The sequence below is a fragment of the Pseudomonas fluorescens HK44 genome (assembly GCF_000217955.3).
Classification (GTDB): domain Bacteria; phylum Pseudomonadota; class Gammaproteobacteria; order Pseudomonadales; family Pseudomonadaceae; genus Aquipseudomonas; species Aquipseudomonas fluorescens_AQ.
Map to the genome: position 1 here is coordinate 520,143 of NZ_AFOY02000015.1, position 22,401 is coordinate 542,543.

24 protein-coding genes are annotated in these 22,401 nt (G+C 57.9%); 12 read left to right on the forward strand and 12 right to left on the reverse strand.

Annotated elements, in window-relative coordinates; all coding sequences use genetic code 11:
- Positions 1-45 precede the first annotated feature (45 nt).
- Both HK44_RS15070 and HK44_RS15075 read right to left on the reverse strand, forming a co-directional pair.
- Positions 46-1,086 (reverse strand): DMT family transporter, encoded by a 1,041-nt coding sequence (locus HK44_RS15070; protein WP_019690676.1) that lies wholly within the window; start codon positions 1,084-1,086, stop codon positions 46-48.
- Between the two features lie 31 nt (positions 1,087-1,117).
- Positions 1,118-1,738, reverse strand: coding sequence for a LysE family translocator (locus HK44_RS15075; protein WP_019690675.1), 621 nt, complete (start codon positions 1,736-1,738; stop codon positions 1,118-1,120).
- 344 nt (positions 1,739-2,082) lie between these two features.
- On the opposite strand from HK44_RS15075, the gene HK44_RS15080 reads away from it, so the two are divergent.
- Together HK44_RS15080 and HK44_RS15085 are read left to right on the forward strand one after the other, a co-directional pair.
- Positions 2,083-3,459: a pyridoxal-phosphate dependent enzyme gene (locus HK44_RS15080; RefSeq protein WP_019690674.1), complete on the forward strand. Its 1,377-nt coding sequence runs from the start codon at positions 2,083-2,085 to the stop codon at positions 3,457-3,459.
- The gene (locus HK44_RS15085) at positions 3,456-4,634 is read left to right on the forward strand and encodes a cystathionine gamma-synthase (protein ID WP_019690673.1); all 1,179 of its coding nucleotides are present in this window, start codon (positions 3,456-3,458) and stop codon (positions 4,632-4,634) included. Before HK44_RS15080 ends, HK44_RS15085 begins: the two co-directional genes overlap by 4 nt.
- An 87-nt stretch (positions 4,635-4,721) precedes the next feature.
- Here the strand turns inward: HK44_RS15085 and pstB are convergent, their stop codons facing one another.
- The 4 genes from pstB to pstS all read right to left on the reverse strand — a co-directional run bounded on the left by pstB (position 4,722) and on the right by pstS (position 8,460).
- Positions 4,722-5,501, reverse strand: a complete 780-nt coding sequence (gene pstB, locus HK44_RS15090; RefSeq protein ID WP_019690672.1) for a phosphate ABC transporter ATP-binding protein PstB — start codon at positions 5,499-5,501, stop codon at positions 4,722-4,724.
- Entirely contained in the window at positions 5,501-6,373 is an 873-nt protein-coding gene (gene pstA / locus HK44_RS15095) for a phosphate ABC transporter permease PstA (RefSeq protein ID WP_019690671.1), read from the reverse strand. The genes pstB and pstA overlap by 1 nt, the downstream gene beginning before the upstream one ends.
- A complete protein-coding gene (gene pstC, locus HK44_RS15100) occupies positions 6,370-7,338 on the reverse strand; it encodes a phosphate ABC transporter permease subunit PstC (RefSeq protein WP_031319488.1) in 969 nt (322 codons plus the stop codon). Before pstC ends, pstA begins: the two co-directional genes overlap by 4 nt.
- Before the next feature lie 105 nt (positions 7,339-7,443).
- Positions 7,444-8,460 (reverse strand): phosphate ABC transporter substrate-binding protein PstS, encoded by a 1,017-nt coding sequence (pstS, locus tag HK44_RS15105; protein WP_019690669.1) that lies wholly within the window; start codon positions 8,458-8,460, stop codon positions 7,444-7,446.
- A gap of 337 nt (positions 8,461-8,797) precedes the next feature.
- On the opposite strand from pstS, the gene HK44_RS15110 reads away from it, so the two are divergent.
- Positions 8,798-9,181 (forward strand): sulfite exporter TauE/SafE family protein, encoded by a 384-nt coding sequence (locus HK44_RS15110; protein WP_019690668.1) that lies wholly within the window; start codon positions 8,798-8,800, stop codon positions 9,179-9,181.
- 174 nt (positions 9,182-9,355) lie between these two features.
- Positions 9,356-9,646 carry a hypothetical protein gene (locus HK44_RS15115; RefSeq protein ID WP_019690667.1) on the forward strand — a complete coding sequence of 97 codons (291 nt, stop codon included), beginning with the start codon at positions 9,356-9,358 and terminating at the stop codon, positions 9,644-9,646.
- A gap of 76 nt (positions 9,647-9,722) precedes the next feature.
- Here HK44_RS15115 and HK44_RS15120 read toward each other — a convergent pair whose 3' ends face one another.
- Positions 9,723-9,995 (reverse strand): hypothetical protein, encoded by a 273-nt coding sequence (locus HK44_RS15120; RefSeq protein WP_024264965.1) that lies wholly within the window; start codon positions 9,993-9,995, stop codon positions 9,723-9,725.
- Between the two features lie 232 nt (positions 9,996-10,227).
- Between HK44_RS15120 and HK44_RS15125 the strand changes: the two genes are divergently transcribed.
- On the forward strand, positions 10,228-10,824 hold the full coding sequence (locus tag HK44_RS15125; protein WP_024264966.1) for a sce7726 family protein: 597 nt from the start codon (positions 10,228-10,230) through the stop codon (positions 10,822-10,824).
- Here HK44_RS15125 and HK44_RS15130 read toward each other — a convergent pair.
- Positions 10,776-11,675 carry a beta family protein gene (locus HK44_RS15130; RefSeq protein WP_024264967.1) on the reverse strand — a complete coding sequence of 300 codons (900 nt, stop codon included), beginning with the start codon at positions 11,673-11,675 and terminating at the stop codon, positions 10,776-10,778. The two genes, HK44_RS15125 and HK44_RS15130, sit on opposite strands and share 49 nt — an antisense overlap.
- A gap of 356 nt (positions 11,676-12,031) precedes the next feature.
- Between HK44_RS15130 and HK44_RS15135 the strand changes: the two genes are divergently transcribed.
- A complete protein-coding gene (locus tag HK44_RS15135) occupies positions 12,032-13,390 on the forward strand; it encodes an MATE family efflux transporter (protein ID WP_019690664.1) in 1,359 nt (452 codons plus the stop codon).
- 87 nt (positions 13,391-13,477) lie between these two features.
- On the opposite strand, the gene HK44_RS15140 is transcribed toward HK44_RS15135, so the two are convergent.
- The 3 genes from HK44_RS15140 to HK44_RS15150 form a co-directional block, all read right to left on the reverse strand.
- On the reverse strand, positions 13,478-15,241 hold the full coding sequence (locus tag HK44_RS15140) for an L-lactate permease (protein WP_019690663.1): 1,764 nt from the start codon (positions 15,239-15,241) through the stop codon (positions 13,478-13,480).
- Between the two features lie 116 nt (positions 15,242-15,357).
- Positions 15,358-15,696, reverse strand: a complete 339-nt coding sequence (locus tag HK44_RS15145) for a DUF2388 domain-containing protein (RefSeq protein ID WP_019690662.1) — start codon at positions 15,694-15,696, stop codon at positions 15,358-15,360.
- Positions 15,697-15,875: 179 nt separating this feature from the next.
- Positions 15,876-16,193, reverse strand: coding sequence for a DUF2388 domain-containing protein (locus HK44_RS15150; protein WP_019690661.1), 318 nt, complete (start codon positions 16,191-16,193; stop codon positions 15,876-15,878).
- A gap of 239 nt (positions 16,194-16,432) precedes the next feature.
- Here HK44_RS15150 and HK44_RS15155 point away from each other — a divergent pair, with 239 nt between their 5' ends.
- Together HK44_RS15155 and HK44_RS15160 are read left to right on the forward strand one after the other, a co-directional pair.
- Entirely contained in the window at positions 16,433-17,053 is a 621-nt protein-coding gene (locus tag HK44_RS15155) for a cell wall hydrolase (RefSeq protein WP_019690660.1), read from the forward strand.
- A gap of 98 nt (positions 17,054-17,151) precedes the next feature.
- Positions 17,152-17,922 (forward strand): phytanoyl-CoA dioxygenase family protein, encoded by a 771-nt coding sequence (locus tag HK44_RS15160; RefSeq protein WP_019690659.1) that lies wholly within the window; start codon positions 17,152-17,154, stop codon positions 17,920-17,922.
- A 49-nt stretch (positions 17,923-17,971) separates the two neighbouring features.
- Here HK44_RS15160 and HK44_RS15165 read toward each other — a convergent pair whose 3' ends face one another.
- On the reverse strand, positions 17,972-18,769 hold the full coding sequence (locus HK44_RS15165) for a pirin family protein (protein WP_019690658.1): 798 nt from the start codon (positions 18,767-18,769) through the stop codon (positions 17,972-17,974).
- Positions 18,770-18,986: 217 nt separating this feature from the next.
- Between HK44_RS15165 and HK44_RS15170 the strand changes: the two genes are divergently transcribed.
- The 4 genes from HK44_RS15170 (at position 18,987) to fabV (ending at position 22,371) form a co-directional block, all read left to right on the forward strand.
- Positions 18,987-19,892: a LysR family transcriptional regulator gene (locus HK44_RS15170; protein WP_019690657.1), complete on the forward strand. Its 906-nt coding sequence runs from the start codon at positions 18,987-18,989 to the stop codon at positions 19,890-19,892.
- Positions 19,893-19,969: 77 nt separating this feature from the next.
- Complete coding sequence (locus HK44_RS15175) at positions 19,970-20,359, forward strand: c-type cytochrome (RefSeq protein WP_019690656.1); 390 nt, start codon at positions 19,970-19,972, stop codon at positions 20,357-20,359.
- 111 nt (positions 20,360-20,470) lie between these two features.
- Positions 20,471-20,806: a hypothetical protein gene (locus HK44_RS15180; RefSeq protein ID WP_019690655.1), complete on the forward strand. Its 336-nt coding sequence runs from the start codon at positions 20,471-20,473 to the stop codon at positions 20,804-20,806.
- 368 nt (positions 20,807-21,174) lie between these two features.
- Complete coding sequence (gene fabV, locus HK44_RS15185; protein ID WP_019690654.1) at positions 21,175-22,371, forward strand: enoyl-ACP reductase FabV; 1,197 nt, start codon at positions 21,175-21,177, stop codon at positions 22,369-22,371.
- Positions 22,372-22,401: the final 30 nt, after the last annotated feature.

A 22,401-nucleotide genomic window follows, 5' to 3' on the forward strand; every position in this document is an offset into this window, starting at 1 on the left:
AGCCCTCGCGCGGCAAAGCATTTTGTCGGTTTGCCTGAACCGCCTTCAGTGCTTGTGCCGGTGATGGATGTCCGGGAAGTGCGGGTGGCTGTGCCGGATCGCCTGATGCTGGTGAACGTGGCTGTGGGGTTCGCTGCCATCCCATTCAAAGTCATGCTCATGCTGATGGTGTTCATCGTGAACATGCCGGTGACCATGAATGAGCGGCTCGTGCTGGTGGTCGTGCGCATGGCTTTCAGTGAGGTGAATCCAGACGCCAATGCCCATCAGCAGGGCCGCGATCCAGAACGTCAGTGAAGCCGGTTCGCCGAGGATCAGGATTGCAATCGCCGCCCCCAGAAACGGCGCGGTCGAAAAGTACGCGCCGGTGCGTGCCGTGCCGAGGCCGCGAAGGGCGAGCACGAACAGCACCAGGCTAATGCCGTAACCGAGAAAACCGACCAGGAGTATTGGCGCAAGCGTGGCGATGTTCGGCAGTTTGGCCCCCAACGACAGCGCCAGCGTACAGTTGACCGCTCCCGCAACCAGTCCCTTGATACCGGCAATGAACAGGGCATCGGACGCCGAGATCTTGCGGGTCAGGTTGTTATCGATGGCCCAGCAGGCACAGGCCAGCGCGACGGCCAGCGGGCCGATCCAGCCTTGCGCCTGTGTCGAGTCCTGCGGCCAGGCCAGGAACACTCCGCCAGCGACGATGGCCAACATCCCCGCAACGATTCGCCGATCAGCGTTCTCCTTGAACACCAGCCAGGCCAGCAGCGCCGTCAGTACCGATTCCAGATTGAGCATCAGCGAGGCCGCCGCCCCTGAAGTCAGGGTCAAGCCGAACATCAATGCCACCGGCCCAAGCACACCGCCGAAGGCGATGGCACCGATCAGCCACGGCCACTCGCCGGCTGTCAGGCCGGTTGCCTGCCAGCCGCGGTCGCGGATAAACCTGACCAGGGTCAAGCCGAGGCCACTGCCCAGGTACAGCAGCCCCGCCAGTAAAATTGGCGAGACCTCCACACCCAGCAGTTTGGCCAGCGGGGTGCTGGCGCCAAACAGTGCGGCCGCGCTCAAGGCGTAGAAAATACTCAGGTTCATGGGGGATCAGTACCTTAACGTTAAAGGGGATTCAGGCCCTGCGGGCCATTAGCAGCACCGACGCTGCTGCTGACAACAACCCGGCGCAGCACCGATTGAAAATTCGCTTGCCACGTGGCTCGGCAAACCAGCGACGCATGTGCAAACCCATATAGGCGTAGGCACTGATGGCGATCCATTCAAGCCCCAGAAACAACGCTCCCAGCACCGCAAACTGCGGCGTCACGGCTTTCGTCGGGTCGACGAACTGTGGGAGAAACGCGGTGAAGATCAAAATTGCTTTCGGGTTGCCAGCCGCGACAAGAAACTCCTGCCGGGCCAATGCCATGATGCCAATCGGCGCGCTCGCAACTGCGCTTTCAGCCTGCGGATTGGCTCGCCAGAGCTGAACCGCAAGGTAGAACAGATAGGCCGCCCCCAGAATCTTGATCCCGTAAAACAGCAGTTCCGACGTTTGCAGTACTACCGCCAGCCCGGCTGAGGCCAAGGCAATCATGCCGGCGAACGCCAGCAAACGCCCGAGCCCGGCGACACAGGACATGCGGTAACCGTAGCGGGTCGAGTTGCTGACCGAGAGCAGATTGTTCGGGCCAGGCGCCATGTTCAGGGCGAAACAGGCGGGAAGAAACAACGTAAGCGTGGCGAGATCCATGGCAGCCTCCAAAAGCAGGACCAATATTTTTATCACAGGTGTCGGGCGGTTTAACGGATTTTGTGGTTGATACCTTTTTTGAAATCGCCTCCTGGCGAAGCCTGTGTTCGGATCGGTCCGCGCTCGGGCGAAGCAGGCGTAAAATCATGCCATGCGGTCTTCCAGAACGACCGAGGAAGCAGGGTCTACGACTGCTTCTCAGTCGAACGCAAATGGCGGCGTAAAGTTGCGAGCAGCACAATCCCGGCCTATGGTCCAAGCGAGATATTCCCTGCGATGGGCGCACGTTGACTCACCGTCGGTTGCAGTCCATCCAATGTGATAGTCCGCAAGGAGGTGAAGACATGCCGAACAACTCTCGCCCGGCTGTGCTCGGGCTGATCGGCAATACGCCGCTGGTGCGCGTCAGCCGCTTCGATACCGGCCCGTGCACGTTGTTCCTCAAGCTTGAGTCGCAGAACCCCGGTGGGTCGATCAAGGACCGCATCGGCCTGGCGATGATCGACGCCGCCGAGCGCGATGGCCGCCTGCAACCGGGCGGCACCATCGTCGAGGCCACCGCCGGCAACACCGGCCTCGGCCTGGCGCTGGTCGGTCGTGCCAAGGGATACCGGGTGGTGCTGGTGGTGCCGGACAAGATGTCCACCGAGAAAGTCCTGCACCTCAAGGCGATGGGCGCCGAGGTACACATCACCCGCTCCGACGTCGGCAAGGGCCATCCCGAGTATTACCAGGACGTTGCCGCGCGGCTGGCGCAGGAGATTCCCGACGCGTTCTTCGCCGATCAGTTCAACAATCCGGCCAACCCGCTGGCCCACGAGTGCAGCACCGCTCCGGAGATCTGGGCGCAGACCGAACATGATCTGGATGCCATCGTCGTCGGTGTCGGTTCGGCCGGCACGTTGACCGGGCTGACCCGTTTCTTTCGCCGCGTGCAGCCGAACCTGGAAATGGTGCTGGCCGACCCGGTCGGCTCAGTGATGGCCGAATACAGCCGCAGCGGCACCCTCGGCACACCCGGTTCGTGGGCGGTGGAAGGCATCGGCGAAGACTTCATTCCATCGATTGCCGACCTTTCCAGCGTGCGCCAGGCCTATTCGATCAGCGACGAGGAAAGTTTCGATCATGCGCGCCAACTGCTGCGCGCCGAAGGCATTCTCGGCGGCTCTTCGACCGGGACATTACTGGCGGCAGCATTGCGCTACTGCCGCGAGCAAACCGAGCCGAAGCGGGTGGTCAGCTTCGTTTGCGACACCGGCACCCGTTACCTGTCGAAGATCTACAACGACCAGTGGATGACCGATCAGGGCCTGCTTGCGCGCAAGCGCTACGACGACTTGCGCGACCTGATCGCACGGCGCTTCGAGGATGGCCGGGTGATCAGCGTCGGTCCGGACGACACTTTGCTGACCGCCTTCCAGCGCATGCGCCTGGCGGATGTGTCGCAACTGCCGGTGCTGGTGGGCGGAAAGCGGCTGGTCGGGGTGATCGACGAATCGGATATTCTGCTGGACGTGCACAAAGACGCTTCGCACTTCCGTGCGACCGTGGCCAGCGCGATGACCGACAAGCTGGAAACGCTACCTCCCGGCGCCAGCCTGGCTGAGTTGCAGGCGGAACTCGACCGTGGGCTGGTGGCGATCATCGCCGACGCCTCGGGCTTCCACGGTCTGATCACTCGAGTCGACATGCTCAATCACTTGCGGAGATCCCTCACATGAGTCAGCACGATGAAAACGCCACGCCACGGGCCTTCGCCACCCGTGTGATCCATGCCGGACAGGCGCCGGATCCGACCACCGGGGCGTTGATGCCGCCGATTTACGCGAACTCTACCTACTTGCAGCAGAGCCCCGGAGTACACAAGGGCTTCGACTATGGGCGCTCGCACAACCCGACGCGTTTTGCGCTGGAGCGTTGTGTGGCAGACCTCGAGGGCGGCACCCAGGCATTTGCCTTCGCCTCCGGGCTGGCGGCGATCTCCACCGTGCTCGAACTGCTCGACACCGGCGCGCACATCGTCTCCGGTAACGACCTGTATGGCGGTACCTTCCGATTGTTCGACAAGGTGCGTCGGCGCAGCGCCGGGCATCGCTTCAGCTTCGTCGATCTGACCGACCTGACGGCATTCGAAGCGGCGCTGCAGGACGACACGCGAATGGTCTGGGTCGAGACGCCGAGCAATCCCTTGCTGCGCATCACCGACCTTGCCGCTGTCGCGCGTACCTGCCGCGAGCGGGGCATCATCTGTGTGGCCGACAACACCTTCGCCAGCCCGTGGATACAGCGGCCGCTGGAGTTGGGCTTCGATATCGTGCTGCACTCGACGACCAAGTACCTGAACGGCCACTCCGATGTGATCGGTGGCATTGCGGTGGTCGGGCAGAATGCAGAACTGCGCGAGCGCCTGGGCTTTCTGCAAAACGCAGTGGGGGCTATCGCCGGGCCGTTCGACGCTTTTCTCACCCTGCGCGGAGTGAAGACCCTGGCGCTGCGCATGGAGCGCCACTGTAGCAACGCGCTGGAACTGGCACGCTGGCTTTCGCATCAGCCGCAGGTGGCGCGCGTCTATTATCCGGGCCTGCCGTCGCACCCGCAGCACGAACTGGCGCAACGGCAGATGCACGGTTTCGGCGGGATGATTTCCCTCGACCTGGACAGCGACCTGGCCGGTGCCAAGCGCTTCCTCGAGAGTGTACGGATCTTCGCCCTGGCCGAGAGCCTGGGCGGGGTCGAAAGCCTGATCGAGCACCCGGCGATCATGACGCACGCCAGCATCCCCGCCGAAACCCGCGCAGAGCTTGGCATCGGCGATGCGCTGATTCGGTTGTCAGTGGGGGTCGAGGATGTCGAAGACCTGCGCGCCGACCTGGCCCAGGCGCTGGCGCAGATCTGAGCAATGGGGGTCGTTAGCTGCCTGTTTCGACGGCGGGTAACGACACCACCAGCACGTTGCATTGCACGCCATTGTTCGGCGGTCCGGCTATCCGAATCGACCGGTGATGTAGTCTTCCGTCTGCTTCATTTTTGGCATGGTGAAGATCGTGTCGGTTACGTCATGCTCAATCAATTCGCCCATAAACATAAAAGCGGTGTAGTCCGATACCCGTGCGGCTTGCTGCATGTTGTGGGTGACGATGATGACGGTGTATTGCTCTTTCAATTCAGTAATTAACTGCTCTATCCGTCCGGTGGAAATCGGGTCAAGAGCGGAAGTTGGCTCATCCAGGAGTAATACTTGTGGCCGCAAAGCGATGGTGCGCGCTATACACAGGCGCTGCTGTTGGCCGCCAGACAGACTCTGTGCGCTCTGTTTGAGCTTATCCTTTACCTCGTCCCAAAGCGCGGCCCCATTCAAGGCTTGCTCGACGCGTGCATCCATCTCATGACGGGAGAGCTGTTCATGGTGGCGCACGGCGTAGGCAATGTTGTCGTAGATTGACATTGGAAACGGTACCGGTTTTTGGAACACCATGCCGATATGGCTACGCAGGCGATTCATTGAGTAACCGGGAGCGAGAATATTCTCTCCGTTGAGCAGCACTTCGCCGCGCGCTTCCTGCTTCGGGTACATGGCGTAGATACGGTTGAACACTCGCAGCAGCGTCGACTTCCCGCAACCTGATGGCCCAATGATCGCCGTGATGCGTTTCTCTGGAATATCCATATCGATCGACTTCAGAGAACGCTGGTTATTGTAAAAAAATTCCAGGCCACGAACTCGAATTTTAGTTCTTTCGTTGGCAAGGTCACGACTATTCATCAGGTCAACCTATTGCGCAAAAGGATCAAACGGGACAGTAAACTGAGTATCAGTACAAACAATGTCAGCACTAATGCACCGGCCCAGGCTAGCGAGTGCCAGTCATCGAACGGGCTCATGGCGTACTGAAAAATCACCACAGGAACGCTGGCAATCGGTTTGAGAAGATTGCTGCTCCAGAACTGGTTACCAAATGCGGTAAACAGTAGCGGCGCTGTTTCACCGGTGATTCTGGCCAGCGCGAGAAGTACCCCGGTCACCACACCCGCTTTCGCCGCTCGCAATACGATTTGCAACGTCAACTTCCATTGTGGAACGCCTAATGCCAGCGCGGCTTCCCGCAGTGTTGAGGGTTGCAACTGAAGCATCTCGTCAGTTGTCCTCACCACCACCGGAATCACCAATAGCGCCAATGCCAGAGCACCGGCGATAGCAGAGAAACCGACCTGATGGTTCGTCAGTATGTTCAATGGCAGGATAACGCCGGTGTAAATGAACAAACCCAACACAATGGACGGTGCCGAAAGCAGAATGTCGTTAATAAAACGGACGGTGTTGCCCAGACGCGAATGTCGCGCAAACTCTGCTAACCAGACTCCCGCCATCAAACCAATTGGCGTGCCGATCAACAGGGCGATAGCTGACATCAGAGCACTGCCATAGAACGCATTTGCCAGACCACCTTCCGTACCAGGCGGCGGTGTCATCTGAGTAAAGAGGCGAAGATTGAGCGCCTGAAGTCCGTTGATTACCGTGGTCATCAGAATCCAGACCAGCCAAATGAGGCCGAAAGCAGTGGCGCCACAACTGAGCACCATTGCAACCCGATTCTTTAAGGCCCGGCGTTGGTAGAGACGTTCATTGCCGGTCATAGACCCTCCTTGCGTGAAAGCCGCACAAGCAGGAGTCGTGCTAACGCCAATACGATAAATGTGACGATAAACAGCAAGAAACCCAGTGCGATGAGCGCCGAACGATGCAGGTCTGTATAGGCTTCGCTGAACTCGTTGGCGATTACCGAAGCAATGGAGCTGCTCGGCATCAGCAACGAAGCAGAGAACTGTTGAGCATTACCCAGCACGAAAGTCACCGCCATGGTCTCGCCCAGCGCGCGTCCAAGTCCCAGAAATATACCTCCGACCACCGCAGACCGTGTGTAAGGCAGAACGATGTCCCAGACCACTTCCCAAGTGGTACTGCCAAGCGCGTAAGCAGACTCTTTGAGGGTTGTGGGAACGCTACGAAACACCTCATGCATGACTGAGGTAATGAAGGGCATGATCATGATTGCCAAGACGATGCCCGCTGTCAGCATGCCGATTCCTAATGGAGGGCCTTGAAACAGCGAACCGACCAAAGGAAGCGCACCCAGATAGTCATTGATCCAGGGCGACAGATATTCCGCCATGAACGGGCCGAAAACGAACAAACCCCACATGCCATAGATAATCGATGGAATCCCTGCGAGCAATTCAACCGCCGAAGCAACGGGCATCCGCAGCCAAGGCGGTGCTACTTCAGTCAGAAAAATCGCAATGCCAAAACTGACGGGAACCGCAATCAGCAACGCCAGAAAAGACGTCACGAGGGTGCCGTAAATCGGCACCAAGGCTCCAAAGTGGTTATTAACGGCATCCCACTCAGTGCTTGTTAGAAAATCGAGACCAAAGGTCTTGAGCGCAAGACTGCCGCCCCAAAGTGTTGATATTGCGATGCTCGCCAGAAGCACCAGCACCAGCATCGCTGCTCCCAGCATCGAACGCTTGAACCATAGATCATGACGCTGATCACGAGCAGCACGCATATCACTCGTAACGTCACTAGTGTAATGGGTCATGACCAGAGGTTGGACTGTGTCATTCATTATAAATCTGCTCACAAACAAACCCCTCCGCCAGGCAAAAAAACACGCTGGGGAAGGGGTGTTTTAGGTGTTGCTGGATCAATGGGCGAAGTCGGACTTCCAATAACCTTCGATCCGCTTCACAAGAGAGTCAGGCAAGGCTACATAGTCCAGCGCCGAGGCCTGTTGTTGACCGTTCTCCAACGACCATTTGAAGAAGTTGAAGGCGGCTTGGCTTTGCTCGGCATTCTTTGGCTGTTTGTACATGATGATCCAAGTCGTCGCCGTGATCGGCCATGCGCTATCGCCAGGGGCGTTGGTCATGATCAGGTTGAAATCCTTGGCGTTAGCCCAGTCCGCAGTGTCGGCAGCCGCTTGGAAAGCTTTGGAATCGGGTTGAATGAATTTCCCGGCAGCGTTCTTCAGCTGCGCGTGAGTCATCTTGTTTTGCAGGGCATAGGCGTACTCAACATAACCGATTGAGTTTTTGATCTGCTTGACGTAGGCAGAGACACCTTCGTTGCCTTTGCCACCCACACCGACCGGCCAAGGCACAGTGGTGCCGAAACCGATTTTCGATTTCCAGCCATCACTCACTTTAGAGAGGTAGTTGGTGAAGTTATAGGAGGTGCCTGAGCCGTCAGAACGGTGGACGACGGTGATTTTACTGCCGGGCAGTTTCATGTTCGGGTTCAGTGCGGCGATAGCCGGGTCGTTCCAAACAGTAATCTCGCCAAGGAAGATTTTTGCCAAGGTCTCACCGTCGAGCTTCAATTGGCCCGCCGCGATACCATCGATGTTCATCACCGGCACGATGCCGCCAATGACACTGGGAAACTGGCCCAGGCCACCGGCCTTGAGTTCATCAACTGACAATGGGGCATCGGAGGCACCAAAGTCTACTGTTGCCGCCTTAATCTGGGCGATACCTCCACCCGACCCAATCGACTGGTAATTGATGCGGTTGCTAGAGCTTTTACTGTAGTCCTGCGACCACTTGGACAAAACCGGATAAACAAAGCTGGAGCCTGCACCGGTAACATCGGTTGCATGAGCAACGCTACTCAGGCAGAGGGAAGCCAGCAAGACAGACAGGCTTTTTTTAGTCAGCAACATCACGGCAAGACCTCAATGGAAGGGGCTAAGTGGAATGACCCACCTATCAAAGAAGTGACGATTTAATTCCTGAAATATTTCTGTCTGATGACAATCAGGGTGAGCTCAGTAATATTCTGAAATAATGTTAATTATTCACATTCACTCGCTTGTACGCCGTGAAATGGACGACCGTACGGATTGACATCAACGGAGCGGCCGATTCGACCCAAGCCAGGCACTGGGGCAGTTGGCGATTGATGCCGCGACTCCCCAGCGTACCTGCTACCGTTCAGATACTGTCTAAACCTTATTGCTTGAGACTCGAAATGGGTCGTTCCATCAAGAGGAGATTCCCATGCCAGCGTGGCTCTTGTTCGCAGTCATCGGAACTTTGGGAGGGGTTGCTGCCGGTTTTTTTGGTATTGGTGGGGGCATTGTCATCGTGCCGGCACTCATTTACTGGGCGGGGTTCTCTCAACACATGGCAACCGGAACCTCCCTGGCCGTGCTGTTACCGCCCATCGGGCTCGCCGCAGCGGTTGAGTATTACCGGTTTGGAAACGTGGATGTGCGTGCGGCAATCATCATTGCTGCAACCATGTTCCTGGGTTCATGGCTGGGGGCCAGATTTGCCAATCATATGCAGGGGCCGCACCTTCGCCTCATGTTTGGCCTTTTTGTCTGTGGCCTGGGCGTCTACCTGGTTTACGGCGCTGGCGAACGCCTTGGCTGGTTTTGAATGTCGCTAAGCGATGTGTGTCGGATGGCAGGGCACGGCCGGTAGTCGTTGCATCTCGTTTGTCACCAGCGTTTGGCTAAACTTAAAAAATCGGGAGTGAACTGAAACCTGAGTGATAGCGGCGATCATCGGATCTGGCTTGGCATCAAGACGGGACTCCCAAAGGAGACGACTATGTATGCGGTGATAAGAACCTACCTGGGTACTGGAGCACAGCAGCTTTTCAAACTCTTGGAAGAGCGCAAGGCCGATGTCGAAGCCGCCCTGCGGACAGTGCCTGGCCTCGTCAGCTACACGCTGCTGAATACGGGTGATGGTGTTACGGCGGTGACTGTTTGCACGGACAAGGCCGGCAGCGATGCGAGCTTGAAAGTCGCGCGCGAGTGGATTCAAAAAAATGCCTCACATATCCACGCGAGCCCGCCGATCGTCACGGAAGGCCCGGTCATTGTGCAGATCAAATAGCGCCGTTCCGGTTGATGTCACGACACTATCGCTCCCCGGCACACAAAGCGGGCGCCTTCAAGGCGCCCGTTTTCATTCACTTCGCCGCCTGCGCCCGCAAGCGTCTGCCGATCACATCCATCAAATCGCACCCATCGCGCAACGGAATGGCCAACAGCTTGGCAAAGTCGGCCAGCACCACCGTGTCGCTCTCGATGTCGGCACGAAAGGCGATATTTTCCAGCACCTGAGTGACGGTGCGGATGCGGTAGTCGGCGGTGGCTTGCAGCACGTCGAGTGGGGCTTGGGTGTCGATGAGCAGGGAGGCCGGGATCAGGTCGATTCCGGTGAGGGGCATGTATCTATCCATGGGTGAAACTCCGAATCAGATTTAAAGGGCTGATCCGATCAATAGGTCGCCAAACCCGTTCGCCATATGGGCGACGGGGCGGACTATAAGCTTCATCCAATCAGGGGGCAAGGTGAGGGATTCCGAGGCTGCTGTAGGATCTGTATTGACGCGGCCCCGGACCTTTCATGTCCACAGATAGAGCCACATCGCGCATAGGTTTCGCAGGGCAGAGAAGCTATACTCCTGCGCCATGCACACTCCAGATCATATCCGCGAATTGCTCAAAACATGGGTCGCCAAGACCATGCCTCATGCTGAAGACGATGTTTTCATCGGCGAGCTTTGCTTCATCAACAAAGCGAGGCGTGCAGATCTTGTACACGCTAACGGCCAGCTAACGGCATTCGAAATAAAGTCCGCATCAGATAGCCTGTCCAGGTGGGAAGGGCAGCAGGAAGCTTATCTCACGTGCTTTGATCAGGTATGGCTTTGCTGTCATTCCAAGCACCTGGAAAAAGCCTTTGGCGTCACTCATAAAAGCGTTGGGATTCTGGTGGTTGACGACCTTGGATCTATCGCCGTGGTCAGGAAGGCCACGCACAATAAATTGCGCGATAAGTTCACGCTGACGGGTCTTTTGTGGCGGTCCGAGTTAGATGAGATCTGTAAAGAATTTCAAGTAGAAACGAAAAGCGCGATGAAAATAAAAGAAGTACGCCTCGAAGTCGCAGAGGCGCTGGAGTGGGAGTTGATCCGAGATAAGGTTTTAAGCAGGCTTAAAACTCGTTACTCAGTAGGTCAGAGCATGTCGTCAATGGAAAGTATGTCGCCATCATTTTCGTATTGAAGAAACTGTAGCGTTGCGCAAATGTGCTGGTTGGCTCTAAAGCCGTTCCATACTCCATTGTTGCCATATCGTTCATTGGTTTGGCTTATCCGACTATATTCCCTGGTTGCCCAGCAAAAATCGTCACCATGGTAATCGGGTAGTTGACGGATTTCTCTGGCTAGCTGGACGTAGTTTTCAAATTCTTTATCTCTTCCCAATCGCTTCAACCACCATTCGTTAGGTACGTAATAACTGGCGAAGGGTATGACGGCCATGCCTTGAATGTACTCGACTGCGGCGCCAGGGTTGGTGCCCGCATAATCGCCATAAATGAGGTTTATTGAGTCGTTGAGTTGTCTGGCTTCAGCTTGCCAGACAATGTCGTGACATAGGGCGGTGCTGGAGCTGCCGGATTGAGGCTTTTGACTTGGAAAAGATGAGCTGACAAGCGCCACGCCATACACCTCGTAGTTATCCAGGGCGGATAAACTGTGGTCGAGTGTGCCGCCATTTATGGTGGATATTGGAGATCTATCTCCAAAGTCCAGAATCACAAGTATATTTTCTGGATCGGGTATGGCATCCAGAATGCTCATGGCTCTGTCCCAGCTTGGGCCCGCGATTTCAGAGGGGCAAGCAACCCTGATTGCGATGGTGTCAAACTCAGCTAGCAGTAGCCTTGCCTGTTGTATGATGTCTCGGGCGTTGTCGGTGTCTAACCAGGAGACGACCGGTATCAATGAACTGTTTTTAGCTTTTACCTCTACAAACCAATTGCGTTTGTTTTCGAAGTGATTGTTGGGGTTGTGTAGATCTCTTTCACCTATCACGTCATTGGCAATGTCTAGCGCAGATCTGGATATGTCCATCAAATAAGCGTAGTCACCCAGTCTGCGAGAAAATCATTAAGGTGGCGTTCTATGCCTCTCATGTTGAGCAGAGGGGACACTAATTCCTTACGAGCATCTTCCAGATTGATCAGTGCTTTTACATCGTTCTGGCCAACTTTCATACACGGTATGTAAAGCATGCGTACCTTCCTTTGGTGGGTGTGGATTGAGCGTAGATCTCTTTTTCCTAACGAACTCTCAGTGATGTATCTGCGTATTTCTGATTGGTTTATCCGGCCGAGGTGTAAACAGTTGGTTTCGATTAATTGTGTTTATTACTCATTCCACCCTCCGTAGAATCCCGTCACGGCATCCCCATCCGAGACGGAACCTCCATGCAAACCCCAACAACCCAACGCCCCCTCTGGCAAACCTACCTCCTGTTCCTGGCCCCCATGGTCCTGTCGAACTTCCTCCAGTCCATGTCAGGCACGATCAACAGCATCTACATCGGCCAAATGCTCGGCACTCAAGCCCTGGCGGCTGTGTCCGGAATGTTCCCGATTGTGTTTTTCTTCATCGCGCTGGTCATCGGCCTTGGTGCGGGGGCAGGGGTGTTGATTGGTCAGGCGTGGGGGGCGCGGGAGCCGCAGATGGTCAAGGCGATTGCCGGGACGACGTTGCTGTTGGGGGCGATGATCGGCTTGGTGGCGGCGGTGGTGGGGAGTGTGTTGGCGCGGCCGGCGTTGCAGGGGTTGGGGACGCCGGCGGATGTGCTGGACGATGCGGTGGCGTATGCGCAGGTGATGATGTGGACCCTGCCGTCGCTGTTGGTCTATGTGCTGTTTACCCAGTTGTTGCGTGGGGTCAGCGATACGCTGTCGCCACTGGTGGCGTTGCTGGTGTCGACGTGTATCGGGCTGGCGCTGACGCCGGCGTTGATTCGCGGTTGGTTCGGCTTGCCGCCGATGGGCATTCAGAGTGCGGCGTATGCCGGGTTGGCGGGTAACCTGTCGGCTATGGGGCTGTTGGCGTGGCGGTTGCTTCGCAAGGGGCATCCGTTGGCGCCGGATCGGGCGTTTTTTGCGGCGATGCGGCTGGACCTGGAGATCCTTGGCAAAGTGCTGCGCATCGGCCTGCCCACCGGGTTGCAGATGGTGGTGCTGTCGCTGTCGGAGCTGGTGATTCTGGCGCTGGTCAACCAGCACGGTTCCCAGGCGACGGCGGCGTACGGGGCGGTGACGCAGATCGTCAATTACGTGCAATTCCCGGCGCTGTCGATTGCGATCACGGCGTCGATCCTCGGCGCCCAGGCCATCGGGGCAGGGCGCATCGAACGCATCGGGCCGATCCTGCGCACCGGGCTGTTGATCAATGTGTGGCTGACCGGGGGCCTGGTGGTGCTGGGTTATTTGCTGTCGCACTGGTTGCTGGGGTTGTTCCTCACCGATCCGTCCACCCAGGCTATGGCCGAACACCTGTTGCACATCATGCTCTGGAGCCTGCTGGTGTTTGGCTTCCAGGCGGTCATCGGCGGCATCATGCGCGCCAGCGGCACGGTGATGGTGCCGGTAGCGATTGCGATCATGTGCGTGGTCGGGGTGCAGTTGCCAATGGCGTATTTATTGGATGCGCGGTTCGGATTGCAAGGGGTGTGGATGGCGTTTCCGCTGGCTTACCTGAGCATGCTGGCGTTGCAGACGGCGTATTACACCATGATCTGGCAGCACCAGAAGATCGAGCGGCTGGTGTAAGAGGAGGGCGATGCTGGCCGCCAGGCTTCATGCCCGGTTGAAGATCCCGGGCGTGGAGCTAAAGGAAAACAACCCGCCTGGTGTCGATCAATGTCCGCCGACCACCAAATGGCTGAACGGCACCACATACGCCTGCAATGTGACCAGCCCACCGACCAGTATCGCCAGCACGATGGAGTGGAAAAACACATAGCGCAGGATTTCCCCTTCATGCCCGTACCAGCGGGTGGCGGTGGAGGCGACCACGATAGATTGGGCGTCGACCATCTTGCCCATGACCCCGCCGGAACTGTTGGCCGCGGCCATCAATATCGGGCTGATGCCCAGTTGTTCCGAGGTCACCCGTTGCAAGCCGCCGAACAGCACGTTGGACGCCGTGTCCGACCCGGTCAAAGCAACGCCGAGCCAGCCGAGCAAAGTGCCGAACATCGGGTAGAAGATCCCGGTGGCGGCGAACGCCAGGCCCATGGTCGCGTCCAGGCCGGAATAGCGGGTGATGAAGCCGAGGGCAAGCATGGCCGCGATGGTGGTCAGCGAATAACGCACCACCCACAGCGTTCGCAGGTATTGGCTCACCAGTTGCGGGATGGAATAGCCCATCAGCAGCCCGCCGAAAATCGCCGCCAGCAAGATGCCGCTGCCGGTGCTGGTGAACCAGGTGAATTTGTAGATCGCTTCCTCAGGCTTCGGTTGCGGCACCACCGGCGGAACTTTCTCGACCTGCAAGTGCAGGGTGGTGAAGGTCAGGGCCGGCGCGAAGATCGGGTTCGCCTCGCTCACCGGCTTACCCTGGGGATCGAGCTTGGCCGAGTGGGTTTGCGGGTCCATGGCCGGACGGGTGTCGAACATGTTTTTGAAGCCTTGGGTGCCCCAGGCGAAAACGAAGACTGTAAGGATGATCCAGGGCATCCATGCGCGCATGACGGCGGGCCGGGCATCGCTGGCAAAGGTTGGGCTGGCCAGCGGTTTTTCGTCCTGGGATTCATCTATTTTTGAGTCGTCGACTCGCCCCGACAAGGCGGCAGAGGTGTGCACACGGGCGGGTTTCCAGACCTTGAGAAAAGCAGTCAGGCAGGCCATGGAGATCAATGCGGCAATCACGTCCACCAGCATTGGCCCGTGGTAGTTGGACACGAAGAACTGCGGCACCGCGAAGCTGACCCCGGCCACCAGAATCGCCGGCCAGATTTCCAGCATCTTGCGCCAACCGGCGAAGGCCCAGATCAACCAGAACGGCACGAGCACCGAGAAGAACGGCAACTGCCGACCGACCATCATCGACAGTTCCATTTCATCCAGCCCGGTGACCTTGGCCAAGGTGATGATGGGCGTGCCCAAGGCACCGAACGCCACCGGCGCTGTGTTGGCGATCAACGCCAGGCCGGACGCGGCCAGAGGCGAGAAGCCCAGCCCGATCAGAATGGCCCCGGTCACCGCCACCGGTGTGCCGAACCCCGCCGCGCCTTCGAAGAATGCACCGAAGCAAAAGGCGATCAGCAGCAATTGCAAACGGCGATCGTCGGTGATGCGTGCGAGGGAATCCTGCAGGACCTTGAACGAGCCATTCTCGGTGGTCAGCCGATGCAGGAAGATGATGTTGAGCACGATCCAGCCAATCGGCAGCAGGCCGGTGGCGGCGCCTAACAGCGCGGCGGAACCGGCCATGTTCGCCGGCATGCCGAAGGCGAAGATGGCGATCAGCAAGGCTGTGCTCAGCGCCAGCAAGGCCGCGATATGCGCCTTGAGATGGAAAAACGCCAGGGACGTGAGCATCACCACCACCGGTAACGCCGCCATGAGAGTCGAGACCAGCGGGTTGCCGAAGGGATCGTAGACTTGCTGCCAGACCATGTTCCACCTCTGCTACTTATTGTTGGCAGTGCAGGCCCCGAGGGGGGAGGTGAAATTGAGTATAGGTGGCAATGCGCGGCGGGCTGGCGGGCCCACCGCTGACGTTCATTGACCTCTTATTGACCGGCTGGCAGTTGATCTTGAACGAGCAGCGCTTGAGCCAGCTCTTCGTCACTGGCCTTCAGGCCTGGATGATCGTGTCGAGCCTGCATCAACATCAACTCCAGATTGGCGTCGCGGATGGCGCCGCCGCTCGCGACGAAGCTGGAGAGGTCTTCGCGGGCTGGCGTGACGATTTTGTCGTCTCTGAACGTCGAGTACAGCGACACGGAAATCCCCGCCGACGTCGCCACATCGCGCGCATCAATATCGGGCATGTGGTGCCTGTGGGCCATGGCCGAACCAAAGGGCAGGCAAAGCAGCACCAGCAAAGGAATGAGGAATATACGTCGCATGGCGAGTCCTCCGTATGCATGAGGCCTGAATGACCGGCCTTATGTTTTTTGATACGTGGTGTCGGACAGGAGTTCCTTTTCGGTTGTGCCTGTCAGTACAGAGGCCAAGGGCCTGGATGATCGGCCAACGCAATCACCCCGGTGAACCTCCAATGCCTGTCACTGACGTGCGTACACCTCTAGTGATCTGCAGGTGCCTCGGCTTGAATGAGGATCGCTTGGGCCAGGTCTTCGTCGCTTGCCTTGAGGTCCGGGTGTTCAAGTCGAATCCGTTTCAACTCCGACTCCAGATAGGCACCGCGAATCGCGCCTCCACTCGCCACGAAGCTGGAAGCGTCATCGCGGGCGGAAACGACCAGTTTGTGGTCCTTGAACGTTGAGTAAAGGGATGCGGAAACACCTGCCGAGGTGGCGACATCGCGTGCATCCACACGGGCAAAGGCCGAACCAAAGGGCAGACAAAGGATTAGCGAAGAGATGACAAGTGTGCGACGCATGACGGCGTCCTCCGAATGGATGAAGCAACGGATGTGCTACATGAATTTGGAGGTGTGACGGCAGTCAGGAGTTCCCCGTTATCAGCATCTGTGCACGCAAAGCAGAGGGAGAAGTGGACGGTCAGGTTGGTGCGTAGCCGCAATGGTTACCTGCTGTCAGTCTGTTGGAATGATTGGGCTGCCACGGTGTCGACCGCAATAAGCGGAGTCGCCAACATGACTCGGTCATAAGGTTTGTCATGCGCCTGATCTGGATAGCCACCTGCCTCGCAATAACCCTTCTCGGGGGGCAGGTGAGCGCGGCTGACCAAGCGCAAAACAAGGCGGTGGCGGTGGACAAGGCGCAGGTCCTGGAGCAGAAGACTGCAGAGAAGGGCAGTGTGGCGCCCGTCCCCAAAGCCGAGGTGATTACGCCCTCTGAAGCGCAGGCAGTCGATCCGGCAGGCAAGGCACCTTTGAAGAATGCAATTACCTGCCTTTCACGCACCATTTTCTGGGAGGCCAAAGGCGGGGAATTGGCCGACATGGAAGCGGTTGCCAATGTGGTGTTGAACCGGCTAGGCCATGAAGGTTTTCCAGGTACGGTGTGCGAGGTGGTCAAGCAAGGTTCGAAAAAGCATGCCTGCCAGTTTTCGTGGTGGTGTGATCGACGTTCGGAACATGCCGACGAAGATGCTCCCTACGCGGTTGCCACGGAAATAGCGCGAAAAGCGCTCAATCATCAAATCCCCGACCGAACCCATGGCGCCATGTATTTCCACAGTAAACACGTGAAACCCGAATGGGCCAGGGAATACATCAAGACCGCCGAGACCCGAAAATTTCTCTTCTATAAGCCTCACGACGGTACCGCGCGATAGGGGCGTTCGCTCAGATTCCGTCAGGATGCAAACGTGGCGAAGCGCCCCGCGCAGTGCCAGTATGAGTGGGAGTTGTCGGCATTTTCCGGGTGCGCAACATGGACACCACCGAGCGCTTGTCATCACTGACTGCCAACCGCCTTCAAGCCTTGCATCAGGACGGTTTCGTGGTGTTGCCTCGTGTGCTGGATAGCGCCCAAATCAGCGCGCTGCGCCATGCAATAGATGGCCTGAAGCCCGAGCACTGGGACTACAGCGGCTTGCTTGACCATTACAAGTGCGTGTTCAACCGCGACCCGTTTTGGCTGCCGTATCTCGACCTGTACGGGGTCATCGAACTGGCCGAAGCAGCCCTGGGAGAGGATTGTCACATCATTGGCCAGACCGCCTGGCGCTGCCATCCCGGCTTTATCGGCGCTCCATTGCACCTCGATTACCTGGTGATGGAACTGCCACGAAGCCTGCTGGCCGACCCGGCCTTCGAGTTGCCGATGCAGATCTGCACCGCACAGTTCTACCTCGACGATATCGATGCCGACCTCAGTCCCACCCGGGTGATCCCCGGTAGCCACCGAGCCGGGCGCGCGCCTGCTCGCGGCGAAAACCAGTGGCATGGCTGTATCGCGAAGCCAGTGCTGTGTCGGGCCGGGGACGCTCTGATGTTTCGCAGTGAGCTGTGGCACGCCGGTAGCGACAACCGAACCCCCGACCGCGTGCGCTACCTGTTGCAGGTACACTACGGCCGGCGAATGGTGGCGCAGAAGTTCTCGCCTTACCTGCACTGGCGCTTCAACCCCGACGTGCTGGCCGCCGCGACGCCCCGTCAACGGCGCCTGCTGGGAGAGCATCGGGAAGCGGAATACGACTGACCCGTTTTGCGACAGCGTACACAGCAGGTTTGTCACGCTTGGGGTGGGGTCATTTGTAGATCGGTACTGAACCCGCCCCGGATCTCTGTTCGGACTCTGCTCGTAGACGTTTGCCCAACTCGGCAATCTTTGCCTCCCCGGCTTTCAATGCGTCCAGGCTGGTGTGCACGGAGTAGTTGCCCATCTTCAGGTCATGCGGGTGAGGAATCGCCGACCCCAGCACAAACACCGCGTCTTGCTGATCCCCGGCCTCGAGTATCAGCGTACCGTTACCTGGCGTGAAGGCGACGAGTTCTCCCGTCTGAATAAGCTCCGGCGAATGAACCGCACCCCGACTGACGCTGAGCCAAAGGACCTCGTGCCCGGACGGTGGCTGGTACTCCCAGCGTTGGCCTGCGGCCAGTGTCACCAACAAATAGTTCAGGCCCGAAGGGGCACGTACGGGGCTTTGGACACCCTGGTAGTTTCCGACGATGACACGCGCCGGCCCAACCTGTGGGATGGCAGGTGCCTCCAGGTACTGACTGTCGACAGGTGCGTTTTCCAGGTCAGCGGGCAGCGCGATCCACAGCTGAAACCCCTGGATCCGCTTTGATGTGCCGGCAGACATTTCTTTACCGTGCCAGACACCCGCGCCTGCGCGCATCCATTCGACTCCGCCGTAGCCAATGAATCCGGAACCTGAGTCCGGATCGTCAAAGCGCAGGTTGCCTTCAGTGATCACGGTAATGGTCGCGATCCCCGAATGGGGATGCAGCGGCATGTTGCCAATGAACGAGGTATCCGCGGCGAACAGGTCGAGAAACACAAACGGCTTGAGTAACTGACCCAGGTCCGAGGGACTCATGAGCCGAACAATGGGGCCGTGCCCATGACCACGGGTGCGCAGGTTGATGGCGCGCGAGGCAGGAACTTGAGCAGAGGCGAGGGGACTCAATGTCGTTGTTGAAAGTGTCATGTAGCACCCTTGAATGGTTTGACGTGGATTCCAGCGTATCCAGCCGGTGATACGTTGATAAGTGCTTATAATCGGCTTTGACTTGTCCAATTTTGGAAGTAATACGGTGCTGGATCTCAATGAAGTTGCGATGTTTGTCCAGGTGGTGCAGGCGGGCAGTTTTGCCAGCGCGGCGCGACGCATGGGCATGCCGGCCAATACCCTCAGTCGCCGGGTCAGTCAGTTGGAGGCGCATTTGGGGGTGCGTTTGTTGCAGCGTTCCACGCGTAAGCTGGTGCTGACCGAGGCGGGACGATCCTTGCACGATCGCAGTGCAACGCAGGTCAATGAGGTGATCGAGGCGGCTCGCCATTTGGCAGGGGAGAGCCAGGAGCCGACCGGCGCCGTACGGGTTGCGGCCCCCGCCGATTTTTTCGACGTTTATCTGATGGGCTGGGTAGCGGAATTCTTTCAACAGTATCCGGGTGTGCAGTTGGACTTTCTGCTCAGCGATAGCCGGGACGACCTGATCGACAAAGGGATCGATGTCGCCATCAGAGCCGGTGATTTGCCGGATTCCAGCCTGGTCGCGCGTAGAGTTGGCAGCGGAAGTCAGGTGTTGGCGGCCAGCCCCGGTTATTTACAGGCTCACGGCACGCCGGACACGGTGCAGGCGCTGTCGATGCACGAGTGTATTCGACGCTCCAGGCAGGCACCGCGCACCGCCTGGAATCTCGACGGGCCACAAGGTTTCGTCAGTGTCGAGGTGACGGGCCGGTTTAGTGCCAACACCGCGCAGGCCCAGTTGAAGGCGGCGGTTGCTGGCCTGGGCATTTGCCTGTTACCGATGGCTATCTTGCGCGAGAGTTTGCAGGCCGGGCGGCTGATTCAGGTTTTGCCCGAGCACGGGCGTTTCAATAACGACTTGTACATCGTCTATCCCAGCCGTCGGCAGGTGCCGCGTGCGGTCAGCGTTTTCGTCGAGCAGCTCATCAAACATCTACGGGAGGACGCGCTGGCTGACGGCAATTGACCTGGCCGCATTGCAGCCATCCATGATGAAATAACCGCCGGCTTTTGTTGTAGGCCACACCTGATGGGGAGCAGAACATGAAGAAAGTCGCAGTACTAACCGTCGCCTTGATGCTCAATTCAGGCGTATTCAGCACGCCGGCAGAAGCGGCCGGCGATGCTGAAGCGGGTGGGAAACTCTTTAACCGAATTTGCGGTGGCTGCCATCAAGTAGGCGGTTCAGCCCGGGGTTCTTTTGGTCCGCAGCTCAATGCCATTTTTGGGCGCCATGCCGGCAGCACGACGGACTACCAGTACTCTAGCGCGATGAAATCATCAGGCGTGGTCTGGACCCGCGAAACGCTGGCCGCCTACATCGAAGCGCCAAAAAAAGTAGTCCCCGGGACGCGCATGATTTTCTGGGGTATCAGCGATCCGGAAAAGATCGAAAACCTGTTGGCCTACCTTCAGACATTTCAGCCGCAATAATCCGTAGCTCGGCAAACGTCGTCCCCGTAAAGCCGGACAGAAGGCATTTTGCTGGCCCCGAAGCCTCAAAATCACCGCCAAAATCACTTTATTTTCAGGTGGTTAGGCGGAATGCAAATGCGCAATGTATTGATCGTGCCGATCTCGCTGGTACTGGCGAGCATTGCGGTCTCTGTCCAGGCAAGAGAGTTGATGCCCAATGATCGGTTTATGTGCAGTTGGGGGGCTGGCACGGCGGCAAGGGCCCAGGAACTCAAGCTGTCCGGGGTCTCGCTGTATGCCGCTCGCCAGAAGATCCAGGCTTACAAGTTCAGCAAGGGCTGGATGCGAATGATGGCCATGGGCATTACCGAGCAAACCTACGACAGTAAATCCAGGTTCAAGCCCGAGGCTGTCCGGCAAAGCTTCTATGAAGAGTGCGTCAGGTATAAATTGGCGCGTAAATGACGCTCGCCCGGCAGTTACAACCCGGTATCGGGTGGCGTTATCCGTGCCTGCGCCTACCGCCATAAGGCTCTTCCATGGGCTTATTGACCGGACCGCTCCTGACGACCTGAGGTGTTCTACGGATAACGCTAGCAATGGAAACGGGTTCGTCCAGAATGTCATCACCGCCTGTTAGGTTGTTTTTGAATAACGCTACTCTCGGACTGGAAACAGCGGCTCAAATCATCGAGGGTATGCGCCGGATTCGTGACAGGTCCGGACAATGAGGTCAATGAATAGGCCTGCCACCGTGACGCTTCGGTTTTCCCAGCGTCTATGACTTTTATAGCCAGTGTTGGCTCTCGGCATCTTGGAAGAGGGAGATATTTATGATCGTTAAACCGCGCGTTCGTGGTTTTGTTTGTGTGACTACCCACCCCACTGGCTGCAAAGCCAACGTCAAGAATCAGATCGACTACGTCCGTGCGCAAGGACAGATCACCGATGGGCCAAAGAATGTCCTGGTGCTGGGTGCATCGACCGGCTACGGACTGGCTGCACGCATCACCGCGGCCTTTGGTTGTGGCGCCAAGACGCTGGGTGTGTTCTTCGAACGTGAAAGCGTCGAGGGCAAACTCGGCACCGCCGGCTGGTACAACACCGCGGCCTTCCACTCGTTCGCCGAATCGGAAGGCCTCTACGCCAAGAGCATCAACGGTGATGCGTTCTCCGATGAAGTCAAGCGCCTGACCATCGAGACCATCAAGCGCGACCTGGGCAAGATCGACCTGGTGGTCTACAGCCTCGCTGCACCGCGTCGTACCGATCCGAAAACCGGTGAAGTCTACAGCTCGACGCTCAAGCCGGTCGGCAAGTCGGTTACCCAGCGCGGCCTGAACACCGACAAGGAAGAGGTCAACGTGACCACCTTGGCCGAAGCGACCCAGGAAGAAATCGACGGTACCGTCAAGGTCATGGGTGGCGAAGACTGGCAGATGTGGATCGATGCCCTGCACGAAGCGGGCGTTCTGGCCGAGGGGGCGAAAACCACTGCCTTCACGTACCTGGGCGAAAAGCTGACCCACGACATTTACTGGAATGGCTCCATCGGCGCGGCGAAGAAAGACCTGGACCAGAAGGTCCTGAGCATTCGCGAGCGACTGGCAGACCTGGGCGGCGATGCGCGGGTTTCGGTATTGAAAGCGGTAGTGACCCAGGCAAGCTCGGCAATCCCGATCATGCCGCTGTATCTGTCCTTGTTGTTCAAGGTCATGAAAGAGCAGGGCACACACGAAGGCTGCATCGAGCAGGTCTACGCGCTCTACAAAGACAGCTTGTTCGGTCATCCTCCGGTCATGGATGAAGAAGGGCGTCTGCGCGCGGATTACAAGGAGCTGGCGCCTGAAGTCCAGGAGCGCGTCAAGCTACTCTGGGATCAGGTCAGCAATGAAAACCTTTACGAACTCACCGACTTTGCCGGTTACAAGGCGGAGTTCCTGCGCCTGTTCGGCTTCGGGATCGAAGGGGTGGACTACGAGGCTGACGTCGATCCGGACGTCAAGATCTCCAACCTGGTCCAGGCTTAAGTCTCAAGGGTAAACAGCTGCCTCGACGTC